The sequence below is a fragment of the Bacteroidia bacterium genome, from assembly GCA_016218155.1.
Classification (GTDB): Bacteria; Bacteroidota; Bacteroidia; order Bacteroidales; family GWA2-32-17; genus GWA2-32-17.
Map to the genome: position 1 here is coordinate 137,223 of JACREQ010000011.1, position 11,407 is coordinate 148,629.

Annotated in this window: 9 protein-coding genes and 1 tRNA gene; 6 read left to right on the top strand and 4 right to left on the bottom strand. The window is 31.1% G+C overall.

Annotated features, from left to right (window positions below; all coding sequences use genetic code 11):
- The first annotated feature begins 117 nt into the window (after positions 1-117).
- Together HY951_01900 and HY951_01905 are read left to right on the top strand one after the other, a co-directional pair.
- Complete coding sequence (locus tag HY951_01900) at positions 118-2,589, top strand: response regulator (GenBank protein ID MBI5538785.1); 2,472 nt, start codon at positions 118-120, stop codon at positions 2,587-2,589.
- A 31-nt stretch (positions 2,590-2,620) separates the two neighbouring features.
- Positions 2,621-3,136 carry a gamma carbonic anhydrase family protein gene (locus tag HY951_01905; protein MBI5538786.1) on the top strand — a complete coding sequence of 172 codons (516 nt, stop codon included), beginning with the start codon at positions 2,621-2,623 and terminating at the stop codon, positions 3,134-3,136.
- Positions 3,137-3,189: 53 nt separating this feature from the next.
- On the opposite strand, the gene HY951_01910 is transcribed toward HY951_01905, so the two are convergent.
- Positions 3,190-3,549, bottom strand: coding sequence for a hypothetical protein (locus HY951_01910; protein ID MBI5538787.1), 360 nt, complete (start codon positions 3,547-3,549; stop codon positions 3,190-3,192).
- A gap of 19 nt (positions 3,550-3,568) precedes the next feature.
- Positions 3,569-5,707 (bottom strand): OmpA family protein, encoded by a 2,139-nt coding sequence (locus tag HY951_01915; GenBank protein ID MBI5538788.1) that lies wholly within the window; start codon positions 5,705-5,707, stop codon positions 3,569-3,571.
- 132 nt (positions 5,708-5,839) lie between these two features.
- On the opposite strand from HY951_01915, the gene HY951_01920 reads away from it, so the two are divergent.
- From HY951_01920 to clpX, 4 genes are all read left to right on the top strand, one after another.
- Positions 5,840-5,921 (top strand) — tRNA-Leu (locus HY951_01920).
- Positions 5,922-5,997: 76 nt separating this feature from the next.
- Positions 5,998-7,344 carry a trigger factor gene (tig, locus tag HY951_01925; protein ID MBI5538789.1) on the top strand — a complete coding sequence of 449 codons (1,347 nt, stop codon included), beginning with the start codon at positions 5,998-6,000 and terminating at the stop codon, positions 7,342-7,344.
- A gap of 22 nt (positions 7,345-7,366) precedes the next feature.
- Positions 7,367-8,050: an ATP-dependent Clp endopeptidase proteolytic subunit ClpP gene (clpP, locus tag HY951_01930; GenBank protein ID MBI5538790.1), complete on the top strand. Its 684-nt coding sequence runs from the start codon at positions 7,367-7,369 to the stop codon at positions 8,048-8,050.
- Between the two features lie 79 nt (positions 8,051-8,129).
- Positions 8,130-9,347, top strand: coding sequence for an ATP-dependent Clp protease ATP-binding subunit ClpX (gene clpX, locus HY951_01935; GenBank protein MBI5538791.1), 1,218 nt, complete (start codon positions 8,130-8,132; stop codon positions 9,345-9,347).
- An 80-nt stretch (positions 9,348-9,427) separates the two neighbouring features.
- Here the strand turns inward: clpX and HY951_01940 are convergent, their stop codons facing one another.
- Together HY951_01940 and HY951_01945 are read right to left on the bottom strand one after the other, a co-directional pair.
- A complete protein-coding gene (locus HY951_01940) occupies positions 9,428-10,327 on the bottom strand; it encodes a T9SS type A sorting domain-containing protein (GenBank protein ID MBI5538792.1) in 900 nt (299 codons plus the stop codon).
- A 58-nt stretch (positions 10,328-10,385) separates the two neighbouring features.
- Complete coding sequence (locus HY951_01945) at positions 10,386-11,111, bottom strand: hypothetical protein (protein MBI5538793.1); 726 nt, start codon at positions 11,109-11,111, stop codon at positions 10,386-10,388.
- Positions 11,112-11,407 lie beyond the last annotated feature (296 nt).

Consider the following 11,407-nt stretch of genomic DNA (forward strand, 5'->3'; position numbering starts at 1 on the left):
TAATTACATATGTTGACATTTGTTTTTTATTATTATATGGAATTTTCATATATTGTAATGTCTTAATTATGATATTCGTTTGACGGAAAATATTATTATTGATAACAATATATTATCATGAATAAAATAAAAGAAATTAACACAAAACACGGTTCTGACGCAGAATTTCTGATTACACTACAAAAAGAAATTGCAAATGAATTAAGTATTACATTAAGTTTACGTGAAGCAGTTCATGTATTACTTGAACATCTTATAAGAATAGATTGTTTCTTTGGAGGTGCTGTATATATTTTATCATCAAATAATGACTTGCAATTTGAATATGAAATCGGATTGCCTTCATCATTTAAGTCGACTGCAAATATTTTTAAAAATTCTTCGCCTGAAGTTGAACTTGCATTGAGTGAGCATATAAGTTTAATAAAAAAATCAGATAATCGTGATGAGTTTTTAATTTTTGATAGTATCAGTAAAGCAAATTCTTTTATAACAGCACCTGTAAAACTTAATCGAGAAATTGTAGCTCTTTTAGTTTTAATTTCTGAAAAAGAAGGAACTCCCGCAAATATTGTTACAGAAACAGTTGAGGCAGTAAGTGCAAAAATTGGAGGTGTTATCGGTCGTTTAGATTCTGAAAATTTACTTCGTGAACATCAAACTAATTTTGAGAGTTTGTTTAAGGGAATAAACGATATGTTGTTTATTGTTAATACCGATGGCAGAATAATTCATTTTAACCCTATTGCTGCACAAAAATTAGGATATTCTGATGAAGATCTTTCTAATATGTACATAAGTCAGATTCACCCTGCAGAACTTTCATTTGATATTAAAAATACTCTTGAAAAAGCATTTAAAGGAAAAACAATGCTTTCATTTTTTCCTTTACTATCTGCTACCGGAGAAATGATTGCATCAGAAACTACTTATTCTCTTGGTAAATGGGATGGAAAAGATATGCTTTTTCTTGTGGTAAGAGACATGCGTGAAAGAAAAGCTGCACAAGAAGAAATAACTATCGAACGGAAAAAAGCTGAAGAAGCAAACAAAGCCAAAACAGTTTTCCTTGCAAATATGAGCCATGCTTTCAGAATTCCAATGAATTCAATAATAGGCATGTCAGAATTATTATTAAAAACAGATCTTACAAAAAAGCAATTTAATTTTTTAAATGTTATAATTAAGTCAGCTGAAAATTTAATGGTTATTGTAAACGATTTGCTGGATATTTCTAAAATTGAATCAGGTGAAATTGCATTACAGAATAAAACATTTAGTCTTAAAGATGTTATATCATCAGTTATTAATAATCAGTTTTATAATGTAAGGTCGAAGGGAATAGAATTATTATCAGACTATGTTGTTTATGGCGATGATTATTATGTAAAGGGAGATTCGGCAAGGTTAAATCAGATTCTTTTAAATTTAGTTGAAAATGCAATAAAATATACAGAAAAAGGTAAAGTCGAAATAAAAGTCGCTAAGCAATCAGGATGTAATGAGTATTGTACTTTTAATTTCGAAGTTTCTGATACTGGTATAGGTATAACAACCGAACGAATGAAAGAGATTATTGGTAGTTTTGCTAACAACCGACCAATATCTACAGAAACAAGTGGTGGATCGGGTCTAGGATTAGTTATTTCTAATAAACTTATTGAATTAATGGGAGGTAAATTAGAAATATCTAGTATACCAGAAAGAGGATCAGTGTTTTCATTTAAAATTAAATTTTCATTAAGCGAGGAGGGTGATTTGTTTTTGGAAGAAGATGCTAATGATAAAATGAATTTTAATTCAATTGATAAAATTAGAGTTTTATTAGCAGAAGATCAGGTTTTTAATCAGATGGTAGTTCAGTCGATGATTGAAGACTGGGGATTTGAGATTGACATTGTTGAAAATGGATTAGGTGTTATTGAGAAACTAAAAACAACAAGATATGACGTGGTGTTAATGGATATTCAAATGCCCATAATGGATGGAGTTGAGGCAACACGTCAAATTAGAAAAGACTTTAAAAAACCTGTTAGTGAAACACCAATAATTGCAATTACTGCGAATGCTTATAGCGAAGATCATAGGAAATATATAGAAGCTGGAATGAATGATACTATATCAAAACCTTTTAAATCACAAGTATTATTTCATAAAATTGCTAATTCTTTAGGTATGGCAAATGCTAATTTTTCTCATAGCCACGAAAGATTTAATGATAATGATGTGATACTTAATTCAAGAGATGAAAATCTGTTTGATTTGTCGGTTCTTAAAGGAATCTCAAAAGGAAGTAAGCAAACAATTGAAAAAATGCTGACTGTTTTTATTGAGAAAACATTAGAGGAAATGGGTCAGATAAAAACTGCAACTGAAAATCAGAATTGGCAACAAATTACTACTATAGCGCATAAAATGAAGCCGGCTCTTTCTTATCTTGGAATGAAACTTCTTGAAAATAAAATAAACGAAATTCAAAGGTTGGCAAAAGAGATGAAAGAGGTTGAAAAAATACCGCCAATTGTACAGCTTTCTGAACAATTGTTAAATAAAATAATATTGCTTCTTAAGAAAGAGATTGCCAGCTAAAAATACAGATTAATATTTATTTAATACTAATATGGCGTTGATTATAGAACTGAGAGGGATTAAACCTATATTTGGTAAAGATTGTTTTTTTGCAGAAAATGCTACAGTTGTTGGAGATGTTGTTATGGGCGACGAATGTAGTGTTTGGTTTAATGCAGTAGTAAGGGGAGATGTAAATACAATTCGAATTGGAAATAAAGTAAATATTCAGGATGGAGCAATAGTACACGTCACTTATAAGAAAGCACCAACAGTAATTGGTAACAATGTATCAATTGCACATAATGCGATTGTACATGGTTGTACTATTCACGACAATGTTCTAATTGGAATGGGAGCAATTGTTATGGACGGTGCAATAATTCATAGTAATTCAGTTATTGCAGCAGGAGCTGTAGTTTCTGAAAATACAGTCGTAGAAGAAGGCTCAGTTTACGCAGGCATACCTGCTAAAAAAATTAAGAATGTAGATCCTTCTTTAGTTGTCGGACAAATAGAAAGAATAGCAAATAGCTATACAATGTATGCTAGTTGGTATAAAGAATAAAGAGAACTAATATTAAATTAATTCTCTTCCTGTTTTACTAAATAAGCTATTGCTTAAATATTCTGAAGTTCCCTTGAGATTCTGGCTAATTCGTCTTTAACCTGTTTCATTCCAACCAAGCCGCCGGCTATACCATTTGTTCCTTTTACTACAGTTACTTTTACTGTATCAGGTTCATTAGCATATGTTTTTGCCTGAAAAAGAAAATGTTTAGCAAAAGCACCAAACAATATTCTCATGGTTTTATTTCCTTTTTCGTATGTAGCATTACCTGGAATGCCATCTTTTAATTTATAGCCTGAAGATTTAAAAAATTTATCTACTTCGGTATTTAATGCTTCCTGAGTAATTCCTGAATATAGGTTTACACATGAGTCACCGTTTAGAGTTTCGTTTTGTTTGAAGTATTTCATAGCTGAAAATATTTATGGGTTATTTTTTCATGATCTTAAATTCAACACGACGGTTCATTGCGCGACCTTCTTCATCGGTATTAAATGCTACAGGACGGCTTTCACCATAACCAACAACAGTAATGCGTTTTGTGTCAACGCCTTTGCCGATTAAATAGGTAGCAACAGACTGAGCTCTTTTTTCTGAAAGTTTCTGATTTGTAACGTCAGATCCAGAATCATCGGTATGTCCGCCAATTTCAATTTCAATATTATTATTTGATTTAAGAAAATCTGCAGTACGGTCAAGTTCAGGGAATGATTCAGGTAATAATGTTGCTTTAGCAAATTCAAAGAAAATATTATTAAGTCTAACAACTGATCCTACTTCAATTGGCGACATTCTTAACATTTCGTCTTCAATTTCAGTATATTCTTTTACATCACTTAAATCAATGTTTTTGTTAACTTCAAAGAAACCCAGACCAATAGCACGGAATCCGTATTTTTTACCTGCCGGAAGTATAATTTTAAATTCACCGGTATTAGGGTCGGTACGAGCAATTGCAGCTTCTTTTCCACTTGGTAATTCTTCAACAATTATTCTGGCGTCAACAGGTTGATTAGTTTTTTCATTTATAACTTTTCCTGAAATTAAAACTACAGGATTAGGTTTAATCTTAGTAGGAAGTTTTATTCTGAAAATATCATTTTTACCAATAGATTTATTTGAAGTTGAGAAAAATGCAAACTCACCTGATGCTGGAATATTATATTTAGAATCTGATGAAGCGCTGTTTAATTTTGCGCCTAAATTTTGTGGTTCACTCCAGTTTTGCCATGTGTCATCTAAACGGGTTGTAACAAAAATATCTTCTAATCCATATCCTGATATTCCTGCTGTAGAAAAATATAATGTTACTCCATCAGCAGCCAAAAATGGGCTATAATCATTTACACATGAATTAATCATTGGACCTAGATTAATTGGTTTTGACCATTTATTATCTCCTTTACGGAAACTTACATAAATGTCGAGTTCGCCATAAGAATCGTTTTTCTCAATAGCCATAAGAAGATATTTTCCGTCATTAGAAAGAAAATAATTAGCAAATGGATTTAGATTTAAAAAGTCATCAATAACTTGCTTCTCAGGTAATGCCCAACCTTGTTTTGTTTTATAGGTTAAAGAAACTCCTGCACCAGTTGAACCATCTTTGTTGTATAAATTGCCAACTAACAGAGAGTTGCCGTCAGGGGTAATTGATTGTACAAAATTATTAAACTTATTATTTAAAGGTGCTGCAATATTTTTTGCAGGTAGCCATTTGCCATTATCATCTTTTTTAGAATACCATATATCATCTTCATCATTAAAACCGCCAGCATTTTCAGGATGTAATTTTCTACAGAAATAAATGGTTTTGCCATCAGGAGAAATCATTGGAGCAACCTCGTCATAAATTGAATTAATTGATTCGCCTAAATTTTCTGCAATAGTTGGAAATTCTACCATAGGAATTAAATTAATACTCCATGTAATAGAATCTTTATTTTCTGAAACTCCAATAGCATCAATCTGATTACTACCGATTACTGCAATAGGATCAAGCCTTACTTCAACTTCAGAAACGTAGAACTCTGTTGCCTGTGGCAAAATAATATTCATCATCCTACATTTTATACCTAAATTTTGTGCAGGTTTTTCATAAATAACCTGTTGTTCGCCTTTAACACCATATACAGTAACTTTAGTAACTGCACCGGGGTTAAAGCTTTCTGCAATAGCAACTTGCTGAACCCTTGAAGGGTTTTCATAACTTACTCTGATGTAAGTATCATTGTCAGATTCTTTACCGTCTTTTTCTTTAACGCACCATGCGGTTTTTGCATCTCCACCAATTGGTAATACATTAGGTTTCCCTAAAACCTGATAAGCGGCCTTTTCTTTTTTTGAAAATTGCGATGAGAAGTTGACCACTTTAGATGCCCATCTTACGTTAACTATCTTGTTTTTATTGACTTGCAAGAGCGAGTCTTTAATTAATGCTGCTTGCCATTTTACCTGATTACTATCAAGAGCATTCTTATTTGTCTGATTAATAACTTCAACTTCTGTTTGCGAAAACAAATTAAAAGCCGCAAAAGTAATAAGTAAGAAACTAAGGATTAATCTCATAGTAGTTTGTTGTTACAAAAATTTAATTTAAACAAATTAACACAACTTCTTTCAATTTACAAAATTAGAGTACTTTTTTTTGAAAAAGATACAATTTATAAATAAAAACTTTTAACTTTGCAACCGTTTTTTGCGGGTGTGGCGGAATTGGCAGACGCTCCAGACTTAGGATCTGGTGCCGCAAGGTGTGGGGGTTCGAGTCCCTTCACCCGCACATATAAAAACTGAAAAATGGAACCGCTGCAAATATCAATTTGCGGCGGTTTTAAAATTAAAAATTTAGATAAGCAATGAATATTACAAAGACCGACATCGACGCATTAAATGCAATTTTGAATGTAAAAATTGAAAAAGCTGACTACGAAGAGAAAGTTGAGAAAGCAATGCGCGACATCAGAAAAAAAGCAAGTATTAAAGGCTTTAGACCAGGAATGGTTCCTACAGGGTTAGTAAAAAAGATGTATGGTAAAAATGTATTAATTGATGAAGTAAATAAGATTTTATCTGATTCGCTTTGGAATTATGTTGTAGAAAATAAAATTAATATTCTTGGCGAACCTTTAGCAAATGATAATAATCTAGATAAAATTGATTTAGATAATGAGCCAACTTTCGAATTTTCTTTTGAAATTGGGCTTTCACCTGTTATTGATGTTAAAATTGACAAAAAAGTAAAACTTCCAAAGTATAATTTATCTGTTGATCAGGAATCAATTGATAATTTTAAAACTTATTATACCAGAAATTACGGATCATATATGCCTACCGATCAAAGCGATGAAAAATCAATGCTTAAAGGGCGTATGGCACAGTTAAATGATGAAGGTAAAGAATTTGAAGGCGGTATAGTTAACGAGGAATCAAAAATGCTTGTTTCTGTTATTAAAGATGAAGAAATTAAAAAGCAATTTATTGGTTTAGCTGTTAATCAGTATGTAAGCTTTGATATTAATAAGGCATTTCCAAATGATGATGAAATAGCAGGTTTATTAAATCAGAAAAAACAGGATTTAGTATTAACCACAAATAATTTTAGTTTTACAGTAAAAGAGGTTAGTTCTTTTGTTGATGCTGAAATTAATCAGGAACTTTGGGATAAAATATATGGTAAAGATGTAGTTACTTCTGAAGAACAATTTTTAGAAAAAATATCATCAGAAATAGCTGAAAGCTATAAAGCTGAAAGTGAATATAAACTTAAAGCTGATATTCGTGCACAGTTAATGGCACAGGCAACTTTCGAACTTCCAAACGATTTCTTGAAAAAATGGTTAAAGAAAACCAGTGAGAAAGAACTTACCGATGAGGTATTAGAAAAAGAATATCCTGCATTTCAGGAAGATATTAAATGGCAACTTGTTAAAGAAAAATTTATTAAAGAAAACGATTTAAGAATTACTGAAGAAGAAGTTAACGAGTTGGCTAAACAGGTGGCTATGGCGCAGTTCCGTCAATATGGAATGAATAACGTACCTGATGAATATCTTGATGAAATGGCAAAAAGAATTTTATCAAGCGAAAAAGAGAAAAAACGTATCGAAGAGAAAAAAGTTGAAGATAAAGTGTTAGAATTTGTGAAAGAATCAATAAATTTGGAAATAAAAGAAATTACTCCAGAAGAGTTCCGCAAATTGTAAAAACCAAATTAAAATTAATAAGATGAAAGATAATAGCGAATTCAGAAAATATGCAATAAAGCACAAAGGAATTAGCAGTTCTATTTTCGATAGTTATAAATCTGTAACAAATAGCTATATTTCTCCAACAATTATTGAAGAGCGTCAGTTAAACATTGCAACAATGGACGTTTTTTCAAGATTAATGATGGATCGTATTATCTTTTTAGGTGCACCAATTGATGATGATGTTGCCAATATTATTCAGGCTCAATTGTTATTTTTAGAAAGTAGCGATCCAAATAAAGATATTCAGATATATTTCAATACCCCTGGTGGTTCTGTGTATGCAGGATTAGGTATTTATGACACTATGCAATATATTGGATCTGATGTTGCAACAATTTGCACTGGAATGGCGGCTTCAATGGGAGCAATTCTTTTAACAGCCGGCGCAAAAGGTAAACGTTCAGCATTAACTCACAGCCGTGTTATGATTCACCAGCCAATGGGTGGTGCCGAAGGACAGGCAAGTGATATTGAAATAACAGCTCGCGAAATCTTAAAACTGAAAAAGGAGCTTTACGAAATTTTAGCACACCATTCAGGAAATACTTTTGCTAAAATTGAAAAAGACAGCGACCGCGACTATTGGATGACAGCCATTGAAGCAAAAGAATATGGCTTAATTGATGAGGTTTTAGTTCGCGATAAAAAGAAAAAATAATTTTTAATTAGTCCCCCCTGAGCGTCCGCCGCGGCAGATCTAAGGGTATAATTTAAAAATTTTCAAATTTTATTTACTAATGGATAAATGTTCGTTTTGCGGTCGTAGTCGCAAAGAAGCCGGAATGCTGATTGAAGGTATGTCGGGACATATTTGCGATAGCTGTGTAGATCAGGCAAAGCAAATTATTACAGAAGAAAGCCATAGATCGACAAAAAAGGCTGCACCAAAACAAAAGTTACTGAAACCGATTCAGATATTTGAATTTTTAAATCAATATGTAATCGGACAGGAGGATGCAAAAAGATCTTTATCAGTAGCTGTTTATAACCACTATAAAAGAATTTTTCAGGAACAGACAGATAACGAAGTTGAAATAGAAAAATCAAATATTATTTTAGTTGGTGAAACCGGAACAGGTAAAACACTTTTGGCACGAACAATTGCTAAAATGCTTGATGTGCCTTTTACCATTGTTGACGCAACTGTTCTTACTGAAGCTGGTTATGTAGGCGAAGATGTAGAAAGTTTGTTATCACGACTTTTGCAAGCTGCCGATTATGATGTAAAACGTGCACAAATTGGAATTGTATTTATTGATGAAATAGATAAAATTGCACGAAAAGGAGATAACCCTTCGATAACACGAGATGTTTCAGGTGAGGGTGTTCAACAGGGACTATTAAAATTACTCGAAGGTTCTGTTGTTAATGTTCCACCACAAGGTGGAAGAAAACATCCCGAGCAAAGATTTATAGAAGTTGATACAAAAAATATTCTTTTTATTTGTGGTGGTGCTTTTGATGGAATACAGAAAAAAATAAGCAAAAGGTTAAATACTTTAGTTGTTGGATACCATGCCAGTCGCGATAAAGATCAGATTGACCGTGACAATTTAATAAAATATATTGCCCCTCAGGATTTAAGAGCATTTGGTTTAATACCTGAAATAATTGGGCGTTTGCCATTGCTAACATACTTGCATCCACTGGATCGTGCTGCGTTAAGACAAATTCTTACAGATCCTAAAAATGCTTTAACAAAGCAGTATATGAAGCTTTTTGAAATAGATGGAATAAATTTAACATTTGATGAGAAAGCTTTAGAATATATTGTTGACAAAGCAATAGAATTTAAGCTTGGTGCCCGTGGACTCCGTTCTATTTGCGAAACTATTATGCTCGATGCAATGTTTGATTCACCAACTTCAAAAATAAAATCTTTAAACATTACCGAAGATTATTGCAAAAGCAAATTAGATAAATCTACACTAAAAAAATTGCAGGCTGCAGTTTAATTGTTTTTGTCATTCTGAGCGAAGTGAAGAATCTATACTTCGTCTACATTTTGTGAAGTGTTATAAAAAGGTCGAAATATCTACTCTTTAATAAATCGTTTTGATATTATGTTATGCGATTTATCTTCAGCTTTTAAAATATAAATTCCAGATGGAAGATCGCTAACTTTTATTTCTATATTGTCATTTGTTAAAAGGATACTTTTTACCTTTTTGCCAAGTATAGAATATATTTCAATTGACTCAAAATTATTATAAGATGAAATTTCAATGTTTAAATTATTGAAAACTGGATTAGGAAAAATTCTAAAATCATTTTCAGTGTTTACTTGATTAATATTTAATGGTAAGTTACAATAATTGCCAAAGTTATAAATTGGTGTTAAATATTCTGCATAACAAAGAAAATTGCTCCCCCAGAAATCCCATATTGGCGGAACAGGGTTTAAAAAATCGTAATTACTAAAACTTGCACCATAATTAACATCGCCAATACCTTTTATCCATTTAATGTTTTTATTAAAATTAAATCTTTTTGCATAAGCACCATTTATTAAAACAGAATCAATGCTTATTAAAACTTGTTTTGGTGAGTAGCCAATAAATTTAAAAGAATCTCCTACTTGTAAATTATAGTCTAATATTTTAGACATACTACCAGGTGTTCCTTGAAAAATACAATTTGAATCTTCAAGTAATAATGAATTAAATATTAAAGAAGTAAAATTAAATTCAGAATTAGCGCTTGTAGAATATTTATAAAGCTTTTTATAGTTTGTCCCATTAATAGTTGAATCTCCATTTATGAAATAATAATAATAAGTATAAACATATAAAGGGCCTTGTCCTGATCCAATTGGTCCGGGTGAGTAAAATGTTCTTTGTTTTATAATTAATGAATCGTGCATAGTAAGTCCTAACTGACCAAAGGAAATTTTAGCAATAAATGTTAGAAAGACTATTATAATAATAATTTTCATTGCATTATTTATAAATTACTCAATACCAAAGATACAATATATTTACGCAAAACAATTCTTAATGATTCTCTGTTGTTACAGAAACTCCAAAATTAAGGAAGATTCTGCTTTGTGAAAAATTGTATTCCGGTCCACCAAATAGTGTAATTCCTCTGTAAATATCTCTCGAGGATTCTACTTTGCTACGGTTATATCCATTTTTGTTGATTTCTACTTCAACGCTAATTCCGGATGAATTTTCCATTTGATTAAAAACTATTGACTCCTGTTTAAAATAAGGTCTCATCCAAACCGAGCCAACATTGAATTTTAAATAAGTAAGCGATCTTTTTAATGGCGTAACAGAAATGGAAAACATAAATGATCCTTTTCTTACTTTGGTTGTTTGATCGCCCCTTGCAGATTGGGGTAAATGAAGATATGAAAAACACAATTCAGGAATTATATAATCAATCGGTAATTCATCTGGATCATTCAGATTTTTTTCAATTAAAAATTTAAATCCCATTCTTATTTTATTCCAGTATCTGAAAGTATTAGCTTTTTTCTTCTGGAAATGTTCGCTCATTAAATCAAAGTCAATACCATATGGACAGATGCCTATAGATGTATTTTTTTTATATATAGAAAAAATACTGTAAACAGTTCTTTCTTTACTATCTTTATTGTATCTGTTTCTGTAATAAAATGATTCTTCAAAATTAAATTTTTCCAGATAGTTAAAGTCATTAAACCCTGAATTTATCGAAACAGCTGAGAAGTCGCATATTGAATTTGTTCTCAATAAAATTTGAGAGTTTGATTGTAGAAAACAGAAAACTACAAAAAATAAACTAGTTATAGTTTTAATAATTATCGTGTTCAGAAATAGCTAATTTTATTTATAGTTTGTTTAACGGTTTTTAATAATTTAAGTTCAGTGTCTCTTTAAAATATTTAATAATTCTTTTGTGTGTTTTAATAAGGTAATGTATTGCTACATCTAAAAAAGCAGACAGCACAAATATACTTTCTTAACTTTCTTTAACAGCAAATTCTTTTGTTGTTCTATTTCATAATAGATTGATTGATTGAAACAAA

Excerpts from the sequence above, each read along its gene's own strand:
- HY951_01900 (MBI5538785.1), top strand. The coding sequence starts at position 118 with ATGAATAAAATAAAAGAAATTAACACAAAACACGGTTCTGACGCAGAA.
- HY951_01905 (MBI5538786.1), top strand. The coding sequence starts at position 2,621 with ATGGCGTTGATTATAGAACTGAGAGGGATTAAACCTATATTTGGTAAA.
- HY951_01910 (MBI5538787.1), bottom strand. The coding sequence starts at position 3,549 with ATGAAATACTTCAAACAAAACGAAACTCTAAACGGTGACTCATGTGTA.
- HY951_01915 (MBI5538788.1), bottom strand. The coding sequence starts at position 5,707 with ATGAGATTAATCCTTAGTTTCTTACTTATTACTTTTGCGGCTTTTAAT.
- tig (MBI5538789.1), top strand. The coding sequence starts at position 5,998 with ATGAATATTACAAAGACCGACATCGACGCATTAAATGCAATTTTGAAT.
- clpP (MBI5538790.1), top strand. The coding sequence starts at position 7,367 with ATGAAAGATAATAGCGAATTCAGAAAATATGCAATAAAGCACAAAGGA.
- clpX (MBI5538791.1), top strand. The coding sequence starts at position 8,130 with ATGGATAAATGTTCGTTTTGCGGTCGTAGTCGCAAAGAAGCCGGAATG.
- HY951_01940 (MBI5538792.1), bottom strand. The coding sequence starts at position 10,327 with ATGAAAATTATTATTATAATAGTCTTTCTAACATTTATTGCTAAAATT.